Source organism: Thalassovita gelatinovora (genome assembly GCF_001458355.1).
GTDB classification, from domain to species: domain Bacteria; phylum Pseudomonadota; class Alphaproteobacteria; order Rhodobacterales; family Rhodobacteraceae; genus Thalassobius; species Thalassobius gelatinovorus.
Window position 1 is genome coordinate 114209 of sequence record NZ_CYSA01000025.1, and the last position, 18816, is coordinate 133024.

Below are 18816 nucleotides of genomic sequence, written 5' to 3' on the forward strand. Positions count from 1 at the left end.
CGATGCCAACGGCGCTTTATTGGACCTTTGATGAAGCTTTATGCAGTTCACCACAATCCCGGTTTCACAGGCAAAGCCCATCCGGTTCAATCAGATCGGGACCGTCATCGGCAATGCCGAAACGGCGCACCGTATGGGCGCGGAAATTCCACCCGGTTCCAAAGCTATCGCGCACGTCTTCGTCGGAGGCTTCGGCTTTCAACCACGGTATCACCTGATCATCGCGCAACATCACCGGCATTCGGTCATGGATATGGGCGATTTCGGCATCGGCCGGGCGGGTCAACAAGGTGCAGCTGCGCAACTCGTTGGACAGTTTCGACATCAGGCCGGCAAAGAAAAACGCCGGTTCATTGCTCAGCGGTGCGATAAACCAAGGCTGCTTCTGCCCCTTTGGCCCGGTCCATTCGTAGTATCCCTGCGCCGGGATCAGGCACCGCCCGTGCCGCCAAGCGTCGCGGAAGGTCGGTTTTTCCGCTGCCGTTTCGATCTTGGCATTAAAGGTGGTGGCCTTCCAGTCGCGGGCATCGCCCCTATGCCAATAGGGCACAAACCACCAATGCGCCGAAGACGCCACCAGATCGGCACCATCGGCAAAGGCAATCGCAACTTGTTGGGTTGGTTTGACGTTATACCCCTGTGTGGGATCGGGCGCGTCTTCGGTCCGCACCTGCCCGCCCGCATCAAGGAAACCACGTTGGATCGCAAAAAGCTGCGCCCAAGTCATTCCTTCTGCCGCTACGAATCTTCCGCACATAGAATGAGGGTAGCAGTTTGAGCAAGGCCGATGCCAGAATTCGCAACAATCGCGATCAACGCATAACCTGACAAGAGCACAATTCCCGGAACCACAGCACAAAAAGAAAAAGGCGCTCAACCCAAACGGGGAGCGCCTTTTCCAGTAAGCGGCAGTCAACCAAACTTACTAAAAATGGTGGGTGATAAGGGATTTGAACCCCTGACATCTTCGATGTGAACGAAGCGCTCTACCACTGAGCTAATCACCCGGTAGCGCGCCTTTTAAACTCACTCCGCAGCTTCTGCAAGAGGATCATTTTCTTCATTTTTCGTGCGCAAAACCTGACGGACTTTGCAGTTGATCACCCGCGCGTTGGACAGATGTTTCATCCGATTTATCTTGATCTTGCCCAGCGAGTGAAGGTTCATTTCCCGGCCATCGGCCAAGGCTTCACCAAGGATTTCAAGCGCCGCTTCGATCACCGGCTTGGCAAAGCGTTTTTTGACTTCGCTGCGCTCCACCACCATTTCGATCAGTTCGGCTTTGCGCAGCTCCAATTCGTCGGAGACCGGCACGGTTTCGTTGACGACGACGGGATCAGGTGCGGTCTGCGCTGCGGCGACGGGCGCCCGGCGCACCGGTGGTTTGGTGGCGGTTTTCGGTGTTGCTGTACGGCTGCTCGGTTTGGCAGCTACGGTTTTGGTCGGTGTCCGTGCCATGCTAAATATATGCCTCTTTTATTTTTATTATGCTCGATATTGTAGTTGAGTATAGTTTGAAAACCCTGAAAAATCTACCCTGTCGCCAAAAACGTAATGAACCCGTCAAATTTCGGCGCAAAAAAAGGCGCTTTCCCGTGGGAAAGCGCCATTGAATTTTCAGATCGAATGTTACCGGTTCAGTGGGCGACAGCCCCTTCCCCAGTGTTCGTTTTCAGGGCAGCAGCAGCGGCTTCTTCCGCCTCTTCATCCCATTCGATCGGTTCGGGCGTGCCGACCAAGGCCAGCTTAAGAACGTCGCTGACATGGCTGACCGGAATAATTTCCAGCCCTTCCTTCACATTATCAGGAATATCGGCCAGATCTTTTTCGTTCTCTTCCGGGATCAGAACGGTTTTCACCCCGCCCCGAAGAGCTGCCAGAAGCTTTTCCTTCAATCCGCCGATGGCGGTGGCATTGCCGCGCAGGGTGACTTCGCCGGTCATGGCGATATCTTTGCGCACCGGAATGCCCGTCAGGACCGAAACGATGGCCGTCACCATGGCCAAACCGGCGCTTGGACCGTCTTTCGGCGTAGCCCCATCGGGAACGTGAACGTGGATATCCCACTTGTCAAACTTGGTCGGTTTGACCCCGATTTGCGGCGCGATGGACCGGACATAGCTCGACGCGGCGTCGATTGATTCCTTCATCACGTCTCCCAAGGTCCCGGTGGTTTTCATCCGTCCCTTGCCGGGCAGGCGCAACGCTTCGATCGACAACAGATCACCGCCGACGCTGGTATAGGCCAACCCGGTCACAACACCGACCTGATCTTCCTGTTCAGCCAACCCATAGCGGAATTTCTTCACGCCGAGGAATTGGTCGATATTGTCGGCGGTCACATGAACGTCTTCGGCTTCGCCCTTGACGATCTTGGTGATCGCCTTGCGCGCCAATTTGCCGATTTCACGTTCCAAGTTTCGCACCCCGGCTTCGCGGGTGTAACGGCGCACTATTTCGGTCAGTGCATCATCGCTGACGTCAAATTCATCCGCTTTCAGACCGTGGTTCTTAATCTGCTTGGGCAACAGGTGCTGCTTGGCGATTTCGACCTTTTCGTCCTCAGTATAACCAGCCAGCGGAATGATTTCCATCCGGTCCATCAGCGGACCCGGCATGTTGTAGGAATTCGCCGTGGTCAGGAACATCACGTTCGACAGGTCATATTCGACCTCCAGATAGTGATCGACAAAGGTCGAATTCTGTTCAGGATCCAACACTTCCAACATCGCCGACGCCGGATCACCGCGGAAGTCCTGCCCCATCTTGTCGATTTCATCGAGCAAGATCAGCGGATTGGTGGTTTTCGCCTTTTTCAGCGCCTGAATGATCTTGCCGGGCATCGACCCGATATAGGTCCGGCGGTGGCCGCGAATTTCGCTTTCGTCGCGCACGCCGCCCAGTGAAATGCGAATGAATTCGCGCCCCGTGGCGCGAGCCACGGATTTACCCAAGGACGTTTTACCCACACCCGGCGGGCCGACAAGGCACATGATCGGGCCCTTCAGCTTGGCCGACCGTTGCTGCACGGCCAGATATTCGACGATCCGTTCCTTGACCTTTTCCAAGCCATAGTGATCGACGTCCAGCACGCCCTGCGCACGGTTCAAATCCTTTTTTACGCGGGATTTGACACCCCACGGGATCGACAGCATCCAATCGAGATAATTGCGCACGACGGTCGCCTCGGCGCTCATCGGGCTCATCGATTTGAGTTTCTTCAACTCGCCTTCGGCCTTTTCCTTGGCTTCTTTGCTGAGCTTGGTCTTGGCTATCTTTTCTTCAAGCTCGGCAATTTCATTGCCACCCTCTTCGCCGTCACCCAATTCCTTCTGAATGGCCTTCATCTGCTCATTCAGATAGTATTCGCGCTGGGTGCGCTCCATCTGGGATTTGACCCGGGTCTTGATCTTCTTTTCGACCTGCAAAACGCTCATTTCGCCCTGCATCAGGCCATAAACCTTTTCCAGCCGTTCGCTAACGGAAAGGGTTTCCAGCAAATCCTGCTTCTGTTCCACTTCGATGCCCAAATGTCCCGACACCAAGTCGGCCAGCTTGGCTGGCTCAGATGTTTCCGACACCGTCACCAGCGCCTCTTCGGGGATGTTCTTTTTCACCTTGGCATAGCGTTCGAATTCGGCCCCCACAGTGCGCAGCAACGCTTCGATCGTGGCGGCGTCGCCGGGAATTTCACTCAGATATTCTGCGCGCGCTTCGAAGAAATCGTCGTTTTCCAGATAATCGGTGATTTTCACCCGGGCCTGACCTTCAACCAGCACCTTCACGGTACCGTCGGGCAGTTTCAGCAACTGCAGCACATTGGCCAACACGCCGGCGTTGTAAATCCCGTCATTCGAAGGATCATCTTCGGCCGGGTCGATCTGGCTCGACAGCAAAATCTGCTTGTCGTCCTGCATCACCTCTTCCAGCGCACGGACCGATTTTTCGCGTCCGACAAACAACGGCACGATCATGTGGGGGAAAACCACAATATCGCGCAGCGGCAGGACTGGATAGGATGCGTTGAGTGGCTCTTGCATGCGTTTTCCTTGTTCTTGGCAAAAAGGCACCGGTCCCAATGTGGCAACCCCGGCCTTTTCCGTTTCCTGAGGCTTTATCTGGGGTCTGGACCACCAATTTCAACCACGTCCGGCATACCCGGGTGGGCAGAATGCCGCGCCTGCATGCAATGAGCAAGGCGCGATTTCCGAAGATCGCCGTAAAAAGCCCTGTGTCGGGAAAGAGCTGCCCTGTGCTGACACTAATCGGGATGTTCCACCGAATGCAGGATGGTTGCGACGTAGAGTTTGATTTTTTCCAGATGAGCTTCGATTTCATCATGGAACTGATCCAGCCGTGACACGATCGTTTCCAACCCTTTGGCGTGATCGCGCAGCATACCGGCTTCGACTCGGCAGGCGATCCGAACAGTAGACAGCCCAAGGACCATGCGCTGCAGGAAATCTGTCCGCCGCTGGATTGCCATCGCTGATTGCAAACCAAATTCGATGGCCTTTTCCGACTTCAAATCATAGCTACGCCGCAGTTGGTCCAGAAGATGCTTTTCCGCCTCCCAGTCGACACCTTCGGAATGGTGCTTTTCAGAATCAAAAAATTCGCACATTTCCGTCACCAGATGCGACGCGCAAATCATGAAATAGGCACTCAATTCCTTGGGAGCGTCCCATAATCCCCTGTCTACTGGAGGTACGGCCAAGGTTTTCAGATGGTTCTGAATGTCTTTCAGCATCAGATCGTAATTTTTGGCGATCTCGTTGATGGTCGCCCGGCCCACGACCAGCTTGGCAGCGAATATCTTCATGTTGGCGGTCAGGATTTCCGCGTTCTGGAATTCAGCCGTCAGATTGTTCAACTCCTGACGCAGCTTTTCCGACGTCACGGCAAGGGTTTCACTTTGGGTCAAATCCGGAAACGGCGGCAGACCAATGGCAATGCGGCGGGCTTCGAATTCCTGATGCAAGGCATGGGCCTGAAACGCGCCATAAGTCGGGAAGCCCAGATCGGCCAAGCGTTGCGCTATTACCTTGGCGCTTTCTTCTGGTGACAGGTTCTGTTCTTGTTCAAGCTTGCAGATATCTTTGTAAAGCTCTTCTACCAATTTCAACTGTGGACTGGTCGGCTTGATCCGCAACGACAGATAACCGCCGTCTTCAAGCGGTGTGACCAATGCGAACACCCAGTAATAGTGACCATCCTTGCTTTTATTCTTGACGTAGGCCCCCACCGATTGGCCGTGTTGCAACCCGTTCCACAGAACCCAGAACACACCTTTGGGCATGTGACTGTGACGAATGATTTTATGCGGCGCCCCCTTCAACTCCGAGGCCGAGCAACCAGACACCCGAACAAAGACTGAATTATAAGCTTCAATCACACCACGCGTGTCGGTCCGTGAAAAAAATATCTCTTCGACATTGAAGGGTTCTTCCACGTTGACTTCGGACACTGTGCGCGATCGCGCATAATCCTGCACGGGATTTTTGGCGGCTTCGAAGTCATTCACCGTCATTGTGTTCATCGGCTGCTCCAGTCAGACTCTTGTTACTCATTACATGCGTCACCCACAGCCATGCAGCGGATCGCAAATGATCCGCAGCGCTTCAGGCCCATTGGCGTAAGCCGCGATTGATGGTGTCAATCACATCAAGGACAACGACCCCAGAAATTCGAATTTTAGAGAAAGGTAATCTAGCGCATGGCAACCCGATCCGTATTCGAACGGTACAGCCCCTTGCTGGCGAAAGCCCCGGTTTTGTCCGGGCAACCGTAGTTTTTTTTCGCACTGTGCGAAACCAATATGATCGCAGTCAGCCCCGGCTTTCATTCGTCAGCGCCGCGATTTGGCCGCGATGACAGCACCTAATGCTCCGACTTTCCGATACATTGCAAGATGTTGGTGACAAGGTCTTGAATCTTGACCATGCGCGCTTCAATCGTATCGTGAAAACTGTCGAGTCGCCCAATGATCGTGTCCAGCCCTTGGGCGCTTTTGGAAAGGGAACCGGCTTCGACGCGGCAGGCGATGCGGATCGTCGACAACCCCAGCACCATTCGCAGCAGAAAATCGATCCGCCGCCGGACGGTCAGCGCGGATTTCACGCAGTCGTCAACGGCGCTATCCGACTGCGCCTTGTATCCCGAACGCAGCATATCGATTTGGTGCAATTCTTCTGCACCGTGCTGTGCGTTTTCACGTATATAGCCCTGCACCACTTCGTCCAGCAGATGGTAGCCGCATAGCATGAAATTCGCCTTCTTCTCTTCCGGTGACGCCCAAATTCCGCTTGCGCGGGGTGGTGTAAGAAGTGTTTTAAGGTGGTATTGAATGTCGCGTAGCATCAGATCGTAGTTTTTCGCGATTTCATTTATTGTTGCACGTCCTTGATCCAGCTTGGCGGCAAATATTTTCATGTTCGCGGTCAGAATTTCCGCGCTGTCGAATTCCACTGCAAGCGCGTTTAGTTCATGTTGCAAATCAGAAGTCAGCTGCGAAACCTTTTGGGTGTTCACCACGTCTGGCATCGTCGGCAACTTCATCGCGTTCTGCCGGGCTTCGAATTCGGTGCAAAAGGCCGTTGATTGAAACCAGCTATAATTTGGAAAACCCATTTCCGCCAGCCGAAGCAGTAGTCGCCGTGCGCTTTCTTCTGCGGTCAGGTTTTCCGACAACTCCGCAGTTCGGATTTCTTTGTACAGTTCGACGACCTGTAAATACAAATCACTGCTCGGCTTGATCCGAACTGAAAAATAACCGTTTTCAACCGGAGCTGCGAGAGCGAAAACCCAGTAGAACTTGCCATTTTTGGTCTTGTTCTTGACATAGGCACCAACCGGATGGCCGTTTTGCAACCCGTTCCACAACAGCCAAAACACAGCCTGGGGCATATCATGATGGCGCAGAATTTTATGTGGCGCACCGTGCAGTTCTTCTGCACCGAAACCGGAAACACGCAGAAAAACAGAATTGAATGCGTCGATCACACCGCGTTTATCGGTTTTAGAAAAGAACATTTCATCGATACCAAATGGCATTTCCGAATTTGCGCTGGCAACAGATAAAGGTATTTTCGAAGTTGAGCTAAATTCCTCCAATGGCTGCATATTCATCGGGGTTCTCCTGGGTGATATGGTTTGCGTCAAATTACATCTCACCGCACAAAGGCGTGGCGGAAAGATACATCGCTTCGCAAGGCCAAACGAGACCTTGTGACGACCAAACGGTCTTATGAATAGATTTTTTATGAAGTATTTTTGACTGCTGCTAAAATAACGACGACACAGCCAATAGTTTTATAAATTCGATGGAAATAGAACTATAGCCTTAAAGCGGCTCAATATCGCCTTGCGCCCGCTGCGCGTGGAAATCGCTTTGGAATTGATCGAATGTCCCCCCCGCGATTGCGCCGCGCATCCCCTGCATGAGATCCTGATAGTACTGAAGGTTATGCCAGGTCAAAAGCATTCCACTAATCATTTCCTGGGCCCGGAACACGTGATGCAGATAGGCACGGCTGTAATTGCGGCAGGCCGGGCAGGAACAGGATTCGTCGACAGGACGCGGGTCGTCCTGATGGCGGGCATTCTTGATGTTCAAGACCCCGTGGCGGGTAAAGACCTGACCGGTTCGCCCCGACCGAGTTGGCAACACGCAATCCATCATGTCGATGCCACGTGCCACCGCGCCGACGATATCGTCGGGCTTGCCCACCCCCATCAGGTAACGCGGCTTGTCTTCGGGCAGCATGTCGGGGGCATAATCCAGAACCTCGAACATCGTGTCCTGACCTTCCCCCACGGCGAGACCACCCACGGCATAGCCTTCGAATTCGATCGCTTTCAGCAATTCGGCGCTACGTTCGCGCTGATCGCGGTAAATGCTGCCCTGCTGGATGCCGAACAGCGCGTGGCCTGGTCGGTCGCCAAAGGCTTCGCGTGACCGCTGTGCCCAACGCATCGACAGGCGCATAGATTCCATCGACACCTTCGGATCGGCCGGAAACGGCGTACATTCGTCGAAACACATCACGATATCGCTGCCCAGAAGCCGCTGAATTTCCATGCTGCGTTCCGGGGTCAGCGTATGGCGCGACCCGTCGATATGGGATTTGAAGGTGACCCCTTCTTCGCTCATCTTGCGCAGATTTGACAGGCTCATCACCTGAAATCCACCGCTGTCGGTCAGGATCGGTTTGTCCCAGTTCATGAATTTGTGCAAACCACCAAGCCGGTCGATGCGTTCCGCCGTTGGTCGCAACATCAGATGATAGGTATTGCCCAGCAAAATATCCGCGCCGGTCGAAGCCACGCTTTCCGGCATCATCGCCTTGACCGTACCTGCAGTTCCCACCGGCATGAAGGCAGGGGTACGTATCTCGCCGCGCGGCGACCGGATCACCCCCAGTCGCGCTTTTCCATCCTGGCCCAGTTTTTCGAATTCGAAACGGCGTGTCATCCGGCACCTTTTGCTTTTGACGACCTTTAATCCCGAAATCTCTGGAAGTCCAAGACCCCAAAGTTTATCTGAAATCGGTATATTGCAACTGGGAATAAGATTATGGACCAATTTCTTGCAGAAATTCAGCCCGGCACAGTGATCTGGCTGCTTGTCGCAGTCTTTGTCATCTCGATCATTTTTCGCGGCGTCCGCATTGTTCCGCAATCAGACAAACATGTGGTTGAACGGTTTGGGCGCCTGCATTCGGTCTTGGGGCCGGGGATCAATTTCGTGGTGCCTTTTCTGGACAAGGTGAAACACCAGATTTCGATTTTGGAACGGCAGTTACCCACCGCCAGCCAGGACGCCATCACCAAGGATAACGTTCTGGTGCAAGTCGATACGTCGGTTTTCTATCGCATAATCGAGCCGGAAAAGACCGTTTATCGTATCCGAGATGTCGATGCCGCTATCGCCACCACCGTTGCCGGGATTGTGCGTGCGGAAATCGGCAAAATGGATCTGGACGATGTGCAGGCCAACCGGTCCCAGTTGATCGATACAATTAAGGGATCGGTCGAAGACGCGGTCGACGATTGGGGGATCGAAGTCACCCGGGCCGAAATCCTCGACGTCAATCTGGATCAGGCGACCCGCGAAGCGATGCTGCAACAACTAAATGCCGAACGCGCCCGCCGAGCCCAGGTAACCGAAGCCGAAGGACAGAAACGCGCGGTGGAATTGCAGGCCGATGCGCAGCTTTATTCGGCCGAACAAATCGCCAAAGCCCGCCGGATTCAGGCCGAGGCCGAAGCCTATGCCACCGCCGTCGTCGCCAAGGCGATCACCGAACACGGCATCGAGGCGGCGCAATATCAGGTCGCGTTGAAACAGGTCGAGGCCTTGAATACCTTGGGCGCAGGCAGTGGCAGTCAGACCATCGTGGTCCCCGCCAGCGCTTTGGAAGCCTTTGGCGATGCCTTCAAGATGCTGAAAGGAAACAAGTAATGACTGGCATTTTGGAAATCTGGTGGGTCTGGCTGGCCTTGGCGCTGGTATTGGCGGTGGCGGAAATCTTCGCCCCGGGTTTCATCTTCCTTGGATTTGCGGTTGGCGCGGCCCTGACCGCGCTGGTGGTGGCATTCTCGACATTTGGCTTTCCGGTTTTGTGTGCCCTTTTTGCCATTTTGTCGCTTGTGTCCTGGTTGGTCATGCGACGGCTATTCAAACTGCCAAATGAAAAACGCAAAGTTTTCGACACCGATATCAACGATAACTGACCCCTCGTTGACAACCATACCCGCCCGGGCCCGTGCCAAACAGGGAATGAATGGTTGATTTGTCTGCGGAAACTTTGTCATTGGCCGTGAGATCCCGCCACGACTTGTGCGATTCCCTTTCCCGGTTCAGGAACCACGGCCATGACGACAACACCTTCTCCACAACAATTGCAATTCGGTTGGGAAGAATGGCTTTCCCTGCCTGATCTGGGTCTTCCTGCGATCAAGGCCAAAGTGGATACAGGCGCGCGTACGTCGGCGCTGCATGCCACCGATATCGAAAGTTTCGGATCGTCAGATGCACCTCAGGTTCGCTTCATGGTGCATCCGATTCCCGGACGCGAAGATCTGGTGATCCCCTGCTCGGCACCGATTATCGATCGCCGCGAAGTGACGTCGTCCAATGGCGAGGCCGAAATGCGCTTTGTCATCGCCACCACCATGGCGGTGAACGGTCAAAGCTGGCCGGTCGAACTGACCCTGACTGACCGTCGTGGCATGGCATCGCATATGCTTTTGGGCCGGCAGGCTTTGCTGGATCACATCACCATCATGGCCACCGACCGTTTTTTGCAACCACAGCTCAGCTATGATGTTTATCACAGCAAAGCGATGCGCGAAGCCGCCCCCAAGCGCGCACTCAGAATCGCGGTGCTGAGTCGGGAAAACAACTATTCCACCCGACGTCTGGTCGAAGAAGGCGAAGCCCGCGGCCATACCGTTGAAGTGATCGACACAACCCGCTGTTATATTGCCATCAATGCGCTGATGCCCGAAGTGCATTACGATGGCAAACGCCTGCCACGCTATGATGCGGTGATCCCGCGTATCGGCGCATCGATTACGCAATATGGTGCTGCCGTGGTACGGCAATTCGAAACCATTGGCACGTTTTGCGTCAATGGCAGCAGCGGCATCATCGCCAGCCGCGACAAACTGCATGCGCATCAGGTTCTGGCGCGACACAAGATCGGCATGCCGGCGACCGCCTTCGCGTCATCGCCCAAGGATACCGGCAACCTGATTCAATTGGTCGGCAACGCGCCTTTGATCGTGAAACTGTTGGAAAGCACCCAAGGCAAGGGCGTGGTTCTGGCCGAAACCCGTAAAGCGGCAGAATCGGTGATTTCCGCCTTTCGCGGACTCAAGGCCAATTTCCTGGTGCAGCATTTCGTCAAGGAGGCCGCCGGTGAAGATATCCGCTGCCTGGTGATCGGGTCGAAAGTGGTGGCCGCGATGAAGCGTAGCGGAGCCGATGGCGATTTCCGCTCCAACCTGCATCAGGGCGGTTCTGCTTCCAAGGTTAGGATTTCAAAAGAAGAACGCGAAACCGCCCAGCGTGCCGCCAAGGCGCTTGGGCTGAACATGGCGGGTGTGGATCTGCTGCGTTCAGAAAACGGCCCCAAGGTGCTGGAGGTCAATTCGTCGCCGGGCTTTGAAGGGATCGAAACGATTTCAGGCAAGAATATCGCAGAGTTGCTTTATCAAGAAATCGAACGCCGCGCCCGCCCCGCCCCGGTCCGTCGCCGCAGGACCGCGAAATCCGAATCCGATAGTTAAGCCCCTGCATTCGGGAATTTGAATTCTCTGCCTGTGCTGCCATAGTCAGCCCGGGAGGAAAAATCATGAATAAAATCGACACGACCCTGATTGCGACGCGGGATGAACACAAGGTGCGGGTTCTCAGCTTGGGTGCGGCACCGGCACATCCGCTGTCCCGGACAATGATCTGTGCCTTGCATGAACAGATTCAACTGGCCACTGAAGATAGTAAAATCAACGTTATCGTCCTTGAAGGCCCCGGCCATATTTTCTGTGCCGGCCATGATCTTAAGGAAATCGGACGCCACCGCGCCGATTCCGATCTTGGTCGAAACTATCTGCAACAGTTGTTCACCGAATGCAGCGCCTTGATGCAGGACATCACGCTGTCGCCGAAACCGACCATCGCCATGGTCGATGGAATTGCCACCGCAGGCGGCCTGCAATTGGCTGCAGCCTGCGATCTGATCTTTGCCTCGACACGGGCCACATTCTGCCTTCCGGGGGTGAAGAATGGCGGTTTCTGCACTACGCCCGCCGTCGCGGTGTCGCGCAACCTGTCGCGCAAACATATGATGGAATTGGCCCTGTCCGGCGACGCGTTCGACGTAGAGTGGGCATTGGCCGCCGGTCTGATCAATCGGGTTTTCCCCTCCGACCAACTGACGGCCGCCACGATGGAATTCGCCCAGCAGATTGCCGGATACCATCCCACCGCTATCGCCGATGGCAAACGCATGCTGCACGCCCAATTGGAAATGCCGCTGGACCGGGCCTATGCCGAAGCAACCGAGGTGATGATTGGTCATTTCATGGATCCGGTGCGGATCGCAGAGGAAAAGAACCGCTGAACGGTCGATTTTGCCAACCCACTGGACCTTTCCCGACCTAAACCCTATATCTTCGGTCAGGAAATAACGGACTGGCCACATGAACGAAAATGCTGAACCGCTCGAAGGGGAACCGCTGATCGCACCCTCCAGCATCGACCATCCCTTGTATGAACAGGTGGTCGAAGCGTGCCGGACGGTCTATGATCCCGAAATCCCTGTTAATATCTACGATCTTGGCCTGATCTATACGGTCAAGATTACCCCCGAAAACAAGGTCAGCATCATCATGACCCTGACCGCACCGGGGTGCCCGGTCGCGGGTGATATGCCCGGCTGGGTGGTCGACGCGGTCGAACCGCTGGACGGCGTCCAGCATGTCGAAGTCGATCTGACTTGGGATCCGCCCTGGGGCATGGAAATGATGAGCGACGAAGCGCGGTTGGAACTGGGCTTCATGTAATACGGCATTGAAACGCACCCTATTTAAGGTGCGTTTCTTTTTTCGCACCCCCAAAAGGGTGCCACTTGCTTAATGCACCCTATTTTAATTGCAAAACACAAATCGCAACCTATAATGGATGCGCATGACATCTACTGTATCACATATCGTCGTTTTGACGGGCGACCTTGTCGGGTCAACGGCAATGACACCGGCGCAGGTCGCGCGGGCCATTGATGCATTGTCTGATTGCGCCGCGATGCAGTCCGACTGGCACGGTGCGCCGCTGCATTTCACCCGACATCGGGGGGATGGATGGCAGGCTGTGCTGGCCCGCCCGGCGCTTGCGCTGCGTTCCGCGCTTGCTTTCCGCGCAGCCCTGCGCAGCGAAGGCAGTGAATTCGACAGTTATATGTCACTCGCCGAAGGACCAGTAACCGGTTCGGTCGGTCCAGACCTCAACGCAGAAACGGCCGACGTCTTCGTGGCATCGGGGGACGGGCTCGACATGTTAAAACTGCTAAGCCTTTCGGAACGCATGGTTTATAGCAGATCCGGCAAAGGGGGCGCGCTCAACGCGGTCACCGTGCTGGCCGATCATATCTCACAGCACTGGACCCCCGCCCAGGCCGCTGCGATTCAGCCGTTTCTCGCCCCCGGCGATGATCCCTCCTATACCGAGGTCGCGCGCACCTTGGGAAAATCCCGCCAGGCGGTAACCAAGGCGCTGGATGCCGCCGCTTACCCGGCGCTGAAAATCGCGCTTCAAAGCATCGAGGAGACCGCCAATGGTTGAGACCCTCATCGCCCTTCTTTTCGCCCATACGGTGGCCGATTTCGTACTGCAACCCAATTGGATGGTCACCCGCAAACGACACCCCGGCGTCCTGCTGCTACACGGCTCGCTGGTATTGCTGACCGCACAGATCACCACCGGCCAATTCGCCGCTCTTCCGCTGCTAACCCTCGCCCTGCTGCATCTGATGATCGATAGCGTGAAGACCTATGGCGGGTTCACCGGGCTGACGGGTTTCCTGATCGATCAGGCAACGCATTTGGTCGTGTTGGCTGGAGTCGCCCTTTGGTCCCCGTCGCTTTGGGACACCGGGCTGTGGACGGCGCGCCTGCCTGACCCTATGGGGGCCGCCCTGCCCCATCTGTTCACCGTCGGCGCGGGCGCAATCCTGGCGATCCGCGCCGGAGGTTTTGCCATTCAGTTGCTGATGCAGGGTCACGCCTTGTCGGACAAACCCGAAGACAACGGCCTGCCTGGCGGCGGTGCGACAATCGGCCATTTGGAACGGGCGTTGATCTTTCTGTTGGTCTTGGCCGGACAGATCGCCGGAATCGGGTTTCTGGTGGCTGCAAAATCTATCCTTCGCTTCGGCACCATATCGGGTGATCGCAAGGCAACGGAATATGTCATCATCGGCACTTTGTTCAGCTTCGGCTGGGCTTTGCTGATCGCGCTGGGCACGCAATCCTTGCTGGCTACCCTGCCACCGCTTGAGATTACCGCCCAGTGGCCCTAGATTAGATACGAACAGCAGACAGGACACCCCATGTTCGGTATTCCCGGCAAACAGGCGGTCACTATGACCGCGCGCGCAGCAACGCAGATTTCCAAGCTCATGACCCAGAAGGGCCATAAGGGGCTCAGGATCGGTGTGAAGAAAGGCGGCTGCGCCGGCATGGAATACACCATGGACTATGCCGACGACATCGATCCGCATGACGAAATGGTCGAACAGGACGGTGCCCGGGTGATGATCGCACCAATGGCACAGATGTTCCTGTTCGGGACCGAGATCGATTACGAAGTTTCGCTGCTGGAATCGGGGTTCAAGTTCAACAATCCAAACGTGACCGAAGCCTGCGGCTGCGGCGAATCGATCAAGTTCAAGGATGTCGAGGAATTGAGCGCCGAACAGACCGCAAACGGCGCGCCCAAGCTCATCTGATCCCCCTCCATAATACCGATGGCAGCCGCCCCCTTGACCTGAGGGCGCTTCTGGCAATGATGCGGCAACGAAAAAACAACTGGCAAGGAATGAATGATGCGTCGCAAGCTGGCAGCGGGAAACTGGAAGATGAATGGCCTGAAGGCCGAACTGGACCAGATCGACGCGCTGACAGAAAGACATGCCGATAGCCCTATCGACCTGCTAATCTGCCCGCCTGCGACCCTGATCGCTGCAGCGGTGTCACGGGTGGCCAACGATGCGATGATGATCGGCGGTCAGGATTGCCACAGCGAAGTCAGCGGCGCGTTTACCGGCGACATCTCGGCCGCGATGCTGGCCGATGCCGGGGCCGGGGCGGTGATCTTGGGGCATTCGGAACGGCGCGAGTTGCATCAGGAAAGCGACGAGTTGATCCGTGCCAAGGCCGTCATGGCGCATCAATCCGGCCTGATCACGGTGGTCTGCGTCGGCGAATCTCTGGCGCAGCGCGAAGCGGCCAGCACGCTCGACATCATCGCCGCTCAACTGGCGGCCTCGGTACCGGACGGCGCGACCGGGGAAAACATGGTGATCGCCTATGAACCGATCTGGGCCATCGGCACTGGCAAGGTGCCGACGCTGAACCAGATCGGAGAAGTGCATGATTTCATCCGCGCCCGGCTGGAACAGCGCTTCGGCACGGCTGCGGGGCAATCGATCCGGTTGCTCTATGGCGGTTCGGTCAAACCCGACAACGCCGCCGGTATCTTCACCGTCCCAAATGTTGATGGTGCTCTTGTCGGTGGCGCTAGCCTGACAGCCGCAGATTTTTCTCCGATCATCGAAGCGTTGAAAGCCGCCGTCAGCTGACCGCGTTTCATCTTGGTCAAAAACACCCGCGCCAGAGGCCAGAGAAATTATAAACTTTCCCGCCCCGGCATATCGCTAACCATGAAAAACGGCACCCTATGGGTGCCGTTTTCCTAACTTTAACCGGATCACTTGGTGATGATTTCGGGCCCCATGATCGCGGTCGGTAAATAGGTGCTGATCCAGGGTATATAGGTCACCATGATCAGGAAAACGAACAATACCGCCAGAAACGGCAACGCTGCCTTCACCACCCGCATCATCGGCATCCCCGCCACACCCGAGGTGACGAACAGGTTCAGCCCGACCGGCGGGGTGATCATGCCGATTTCCATATTGACCACCATGATGATCCCCAGATGAATCGGGTCGATACCCAGCTCGATGGCGATGGGAAAAACCAACGGTGCCACGATCACGATCAACCCCGAAGGTTCCATGAACTGTCCGCCGATCAGCAAGATCACGTTGACGATTATCAGAAACACGATCGCGCCGAAACCTGCGTCCAGCATCGCCCCTGCGATCCGTTGCGGGATCTGTTCGTCGGTCAGCACATGTTTGAGGATCAACGCATTGGCAATGATGAACATCAGCGTCACCGTCAACTTGCCCGCCTCGAACAGCGTGTCGCGGGTATCGCGGTGGAAGAACGCGGTGATCAGCGCCAGCGGCTTGTCCAGCAGTGTCAGGTTACGTTCGCCCTCGGGGCGGTTCAACGGCCCCATGTCGCGATAAACGAAGCTGGCGATCAAGAACGCATAAACCGCTGCCACCGCCGCCGCTTCGGTCGGGGTAAAGATGCCGCCATAAATACCGCCGAGGATGATCACGATCAGGAACAGGCCCCAACCGGCATCGCGTCCAGCTGCGAACACTTCGCCCCAACCCAACCATTCGCCCTTGGGCAGGTTGCGCATCCGCGCGATGATATAGATCGTGGTCATCAGCATCGTGCCCGCCATCAACCCCGGAATAACACCCGCAAGAAACATCCGCCCAACCGACACATCGGTCGCGCTGGCATAGACCACCATCACGATCGAGGGTGGGATCAGAATACCCAGCGTGCCCGCATTTGCGATCACGCCAGCGGCGAAATCCTTGGTATATCCGACCTGGCGCATCCCGGCGATCACGATTGATCCGATAGCGACAACGGTGGCCGGGCTTGAACCCGACAACGCGGCGAACATCATGCAGGCAAACACGCCCGCAATCGCCAACCCGCCATGGAAATGGCCCACAATGGCAATGGAAAACCGGATGATCCGCCGTGCCACCCCGCCGGTGGACATGAAGGATGAAGCCAAGATGAAAAACGGGATCGCCAGCAGCGTATAATGGCCTGCCATCGCCTGAAAGAAGCTTTGCGCCACCGAGGCGAGCGAAGTGTCGCTGAGCACCAGCAGAAACAGGATCGAAGACAGGCCGAGGCTCACCGCGATCGGCACGCCAAGCAACATCAAGCCGACGACCATAGCAAAGAGAGTTGCAACTTCCATCCGCTTACTCCTCGGCGTTCAAACTGCGGACGTCCTCGACGGCATCCTCGGCTTCGTGGCTGACGATCAAACCTTCAGAGGCCCCCGTCAGGATGCGAAAGGTCGCCTGCAGGAACCGGAATAGAAGCAACCCGGCCCCAATAGGCAACATCGCATAGGGAATGAATCGCGGGATCTTTTCATAGGCTTCGCCTTCGTTGATCAGCGGTTCGATCCAGCCCAACCACCCCGGAAACGGGATATCGATCACCTCGTACCAAGACCGGTAAGAAGACCGTTTCATTTCTTCGAAACCAAGTGGAAACCAGCGCCCTTCTGTCTGCGGCAGGTTGGCGAAATTCGCCCAGTAATCCCAGGCCCCTTTGAAAAGCAGGAACGCATAGACCACGCATAAAAGCCCTGCGATCACGGCCAACACCCGACGCACAGGTTTATCAAACAGGCTGATCACCGCGTCCACGCCCAGATGCGCGGTGACCTTGACGGCATAGCTGACCCCGAACAGTACCAACCATGCAAACAGGAAGGAGGTCATTTCAAGCCCCCAGATCAACCCGGTATTGAAGCCATAGCGCAGTACGACATTGATGAAGGTAATCACGGTCATCAGCCCAAGGATAAGCGCGATCGCGGTTTCCTCGAATTCGTTGACCACACGGCCCAAGGCCGATTTAGGTTCATAACGATGAGACATGCAGGTCCCCTTCCCCGCAAGAGGATATGAAAATCCCGGCCCCCTAACATGAGGGCCGGGATCTTTGGCCAGTCAGCCGGTTCAGTGTTTGGCGTTAATCGCCTGAGCGGCAGCGATGTTGCCTTCGCCAACGTCGCCCTTGAACTCTTCCCAGACCGGTTTCATCGTAGCAACCCATGCCTCACGCTGTTCCGGGCTCAGCTGGCGCACAACACCGCCCGCATCAATGACCGCTTGTTTGGCTTCCTGGTTCACCTTGAAGGATTCCGAATTTCGCGCGGTGGTGACTTCGTCGATGATCGTGGCCAACTGGTCGCGCACGTCATCGGGCAGGCTGTCCCAAAAATCGGTCGAGGTGACCAGAAGATAGTCGATGATGCCGTGGTTGGTTTCGGTGACGCCATCCTGCACTTCGAAGAATTTCTGGCCATAGATATTGGACCAGGTATTTTCCTGTCCGTCGACAACGCCGGTCTGCAGCGCACCATAGACTTCCGAAAACGCCATCGGTTGCGGGCTGCCGCCCAGTGCCGCCATCTGCGCCTTCAACACGTCGGAGCTTTGAACCCGGAACTTCAGCCCGTTTGCGTCAGTCGGTGCATTCAGCGCCTTGTTGGCCGACATCTGCTTCATACCGTTGTGCCAGAAGGCCAGGCCCAGCAGACCGCGGCGGGTCATCGATTCCTTCATCGCTTGGCCGGTTTCGGAGTTCTGGAACTCATCGACCGCGTCGATGTTCTTGAACATGAAGGGCAGGTCGAAAATGCGGAACTGCTTGGTGAACTGTTCAAACTTAGACAGCGACGGCGCGGCCAGCTGCACGTCGCCCTGCAGCATCGCTTCCAGCACCTGGTTGTCGTTATACAGCGTCGAGTTCGGGAAAACCTCCATGCAGACCTTGCCGTCCATTTCCTCGTTCACGCGCTTTTCCAGCAGCGTGGCGGCGATCCCTTTGGGATGTTTGTCGGTGTTGGTCACATGCGCGAATTTGATGACGATTTCACCATCGTCACAAGCGCCAGCGGCCAGAACGGCCGAAGCCGAAACACTCAGCGCCAGCGCGGCAGCGGCTGTGGTTAGGAATTTCATGTCTGTCTCCTCCCGAGAGATCTGTTGACGTTTCCTTGCGCCCTCCCCGGGGCGCGGCACCCAGACCTTTCCCAATTCACGCCGGGTGCTCAAGAAAAACTGATCACTTTGTGATAAATCAAGAAATATATATATATTTCATAATACTAGATGACTGTTTCAATAT

At 55.8% G+C, this 18816-nt stretch carries 18 protein-coding genes and 1 tRNA gene; 9 read left to right on the forward strand and 10 right to left on the reverse strand.

Translation table 11 applies throughout. From position 1 onward, the window contains the following. Nucleotides 1–64: 64 nt before the first annotated feature. The 7 genes from TG4357_RS12810 to tgt all read right to left on the reverse strand — a co-directional run bounded on the left by TG4357_RS12810 (nt 65) and on the right by tgt (nt 8473). Complete coding sequence (locus tag TG4357_RS12810; protein ID WP_058263295.1) at nt 65–757, reverse strand: SOS response-associated peptidase; 693 nt, start codon at nt 755–757, stop codon at nt 65–67. Between the two features lie 175 nt (nt 758–932). Further along, nucleotides 933–1007 (reverse strand) — tRNA-Val (locus TG4357_RS12815). A gap of 19 nt (nt 1008–1026) precedes the next feature. After that, the gene (locus TG4357_RS12820; RefSeq protein WP_082644142.1) at nt 1027–1458 is read right to left on the reverse strand and encodes an HU family DNA-binding protein; all 432 of its coding nucleotides are present in this window, start codon (nt 1456–1458) and stop codon (nt 1027–1029) included. Between the two features lie 179 nt (nt 1459–1637). Further along, complete coding sequence (gene lon, locus TG4357_RS12825; protein ID WP_058263296.1) at nt 1638–4040, reverse strand: endopeptidase La; 2403 nt, start codon at nt 4038–4040, stop codon at nt 1638–1640. Between the two features lie 221 nt (nt 4041–4261). Next, a complete protein-coding gene (locus tag TG4357_RS12830) occupies nt 4262–5539 on the reverse strand; it encodes a PAS domain-containing protein (RefSeq protein WP_058263297.1) in 1278 nt (425 codons plus the stop codon). Between the two features lie 341 nt (nt 5540–5880). Continuing rightward, nucleotides 5881–7128, reverse strand: coding sequence for a PAS domain-containing protein (locus TG4357_RS12835; RefSeq protein WP_082644143.1), 1248 nt, complete (start codon nt 7126–7128; stop codon nt 5881–5883). Between the two features lie 214 nt (nt 7129–7342). Then, nucleotides 7343–8473, reverse strand: coding sequence for a tRNA guanosine(34) transglycosylase Tgt (gene tgt, locus TG4357_RS12840; protein WP_058263299.1), 1131 nt, complete (start codon nt 8471–8473; stop codon nt 7343–7345). Between the two features lie 102 nt (nt 8474–8575). On the opposite strand from tgt, the gene TG4357_RS12845 reads away from it, so the two are divergent. The 9 genes from TG4357_RS12845 to tpiA all read left to right on the forward strand — a co-directional run bounded on the left by TG4357_RS12845 (nt 8576) and on the right by tpiA (nt 15362). Then, entirely contained in the window at nt 8576–9463 is an 888-nt protein-coding gene (locus TG4357_RS12845) for an SPFH domain-containing protein (protein ID WP_058263300.1), read from the forward strand. Continuing rightward, entirely contained in the window at nt 9463–9735 is a 273-nt protein-coding gene (locus TG4357_RS12850) for an NfeD family protein (protein WP_058263301.1), read from the forward strand. The genes TG4357_RS12845 and TG4357_RS12850 overlap by 1 nt, the downstream gene beginning before the upstream one ends. Before the next feature lie 141 nt (nt 9736–9876). After that, nucleotides 9877–11295, forward strand: coding sequence for a 30S ribosomal protein S6--L-glutamate ligase (gene rimK / locus TG4357_RS12855; RefSeq protein WP_058263302.1), 1419 nt, complete (start codon nt 9877–9879; stop codon nt 11293–11295). Nucleotides 11296–11360: 65 nt separating this feature from the next. Continuing rightward, entirely contained in the window at nt 11361–12128 is a 768-nt protein-coding gene (locus TG4357_RS12860; RefSeq protein WP_058263303.1) for an enoyl-CoA hydratase-related protein, read from the forward strand. Nucleotides 12129–12207: 79 nt separating this feature from the next. Further along, nucleotides 12208–12570: an SUF system Fe-S cluster assembly protein gene (locus TG4357_RS12865; RefSeq protein ID WP_058263304.1), complete on the forward strand. Its 363-nt coding sequence runs from the start codon at nt 12208–12210 to the stop codon at nt 12568–12570. A 124-nt stretch (nt 12571–12694) separates the two neighbouring features. Beyond that, a complete protein-coding gene (locus TG4357_RS12870; protein ID WP_074646907.1) occupies nt 12695–13345 on the forward strand; it encodes a hypothetical protein in 651 nt (216 codons plus the stop codon). Next, a complete protein-coding gene (locus TG4357_RS12875) occupies nt 13338–14081 on the forward strand; it encodes a DUF3307 domain-containing protein (protein ID WP_058263306.1) in 744 nt (247 codons plus the stop codon). The genes TG4357_RS12870 and TG4357_RS12875 overlap by 8 nt, the downstream gene beginning before the upstream one ends. Before the next feature lie 30 nt (nt 14082–14111). Beyond that, nucleotides 14112–14510, forward strand: a complete 399-nt coding sequence (locus TG4357_RS12880) for a HesB/IscA family protein (protein WP_058263307.1) — start codon at nt 14112–14114, stop codon at nt 14508–14510. Between the two features lie 96 nt (nt 14511–14606). Next, entirely contained in the window at nt 14607–15362 is a 756-nt protein-coding gene (gene tpiA, locus TG4357_RS12885; RefSeq protein WP_058263492.1) for a triose-phosphate isomerase, read from the forward strand. Nucleotides 15363–15490: 128 nt separating this feature from the next. Here tpiA and TG4357_RS12890 read toward each other — a convergent pair whose 3' ends face one another. The 3 genes from TG4357_RS12890 to TG4357_RS12900 form a co-directional block, all read right to left on the reverse strand. Beyond that, entirely contained in the window at nt 15491–16867 is a 1377-nt protein-coding gene (locus tag TG4357_RS12890; RefSeq protein WP_058263308.1) for a TRAP transporter large permease, read from the reverse strand. Between the two features lie 4 nt (nt 16868–16871). Beyond that, complete coding sequence (locus tag TG4357_RS12895) at nt 16872–17561, reverse strand: TRAP transporter small permease (RefSeq protein WP_058263309.1); 690 nt, start codon at nt 17559–17561, stop codon at nt 16872–16874. Between the two features lie 81 nt (nt 17562–17642). Further along, nucleotides 17643–18650, reverse strand: a complete 1008-nt coding sequence (locus TG4357_RS12900) for a DctP family TRAP transporter solute-binding subunit (RefSeq protein WP_058263310.1) — start codon at nt 18648–18650, stop codon at nt 17643–17645. Between the last annotated feature and the right edge of the window lie 166 nt (nt 18651–18816).

What these genes read in the sequence shown, in the direction of transcription:
- TG4357_RS12810 (WP_058263295.1), bottom strand. Translation starts at nt 757, where the DNA reads ATGTGCGGAAGATTCGTAGCGGCAGAAGGAATGACTTGGGCGCAGCTT.
- TG4357_RS12820 (WP_082644142.1), bottom strand. Translation starts at nt 1,458, where the DNA reads ATGGCACGGACACCGACCAAAACCGTAGCTGCCAAACCGAGCAGCCGT.
- lon (WP_058263296.1), bottom strand. Translation starts at nt 4,040, where the DNA reads ATGCAAGAGCCACTCAACGCATCCTATCCAGTCCTGCCGCTGCGCGAT.
- TG4357_RS12830 (WP_058263297.1), bottom strand. Translation starts at nt 5,539, where the DNA reads ATGAACACAATGACGGTGAATGACTTCGAAGCCGCCAAAAATCCCGTG.
- TG4357_RS12835 (WP_082644143.1), bottom strand. Translation starts at nt 7,128, where the DNA reads ATGAATATGCAGCCATTGGAGGAATTTAGCTCAACTTCGAAAATACCT.
- tgt (WP_058263299.1), bottom strand. Translation starts at nt 8,473, where the DNA reads ATGACACGCCGTTTCGAATTCGAAAAACTGGGCCAGGATGGAAAAGCG.
- TG4357_RS12845 (WP_058263300.1), top strand. Translation starts at nt 8,576, where the DNA reads ATGGACCAATTTCTTGCAGAAATTCAGCCCGGCACAGTGATCTGGCTG.
- TG4357_RS12850 (WP_058263301.1), top strand. Translation starts at nt 9,463, where the DNA reads ATGACTGGCATTTTGGAAATCTGGTGGGTCTGGCTGGCCTTGGCGCTG.
- rimK (WP_058263302.1), top strand. Translation starts at nt 9,877, where the DNA reads ATGACGACAACACCTTCTCCACAACAATTGCAATTCGGTTGGGAAGAA.
- TG4357_RS12860 (WP_058263303.1), top strand. Translation starts at nt 11,361, where the DNA reads ATGAATAAAATCGACACGACCCTGATTGCGACGCGGGATGAACACAAG.
- TG4357_RS12865 (WP_058263304.1), top strand. Translation starts at nt 12,208, where the DNA reads ATGAACGAAAATGCTGAACCGCTCGAAGGGGAACCGCTGATCGCACCC.
- TG4357_RS12870 (WP_074646907.1), top strand. Translation starts at nt 12,695, where the DNA reads ATGACATCTACTGTATCACATATCGTCGTTTTGACGGGCGACCTTGTC.
- TG4357_RS12875 (WP_058263306.1), top strand. Translation starts at nt 13,338, where the DNA reads ATGGTTGAGACCCTCATCGCCCTTCTTTTCGCCCATACGGTGGCCGAT.
- TG4357_RS12880 (WP_058263307.1), top strand. Translation starts at nt 14,112, where the DNA reads ATGTTCGGTATTCCCGGCAAACAGGCGGTCACTATGACCGCGCGCGCA.
- tpiA (WP_058263492.1), top strand. Translation starts at nt 14,607, where the DNA reads ATGCGTCGCAAGCTGGCAGCGGGAAACTGGAAGATGAATGGCCTGAAG.
- TG4357_RS12890 (WP_058263308.1), bottom strand. Translation starts at nt 16,867, where the DNA reads ATGGAAGTTGCAACTCTCTTTGCTATGGTCGTCGGCTTGATGTTGCTT.
- TG4357_RS12895 (WP_058263309.1), bottom strand. Translation starts at nt 17,561, where the DNA reads ATGTCTCATCGTTATGAACCTAAATCGGCCTTGGGCCGTGTGGTCAAC.
- TG4357_RS12900 (WP_058263310.1), bottom strand. Translation starts at nt 18,650, where the DNA reads ATGAAATTCCTAACCACAGCCGCTGCCGCGCTGGCGCTGAGTGTTTCG.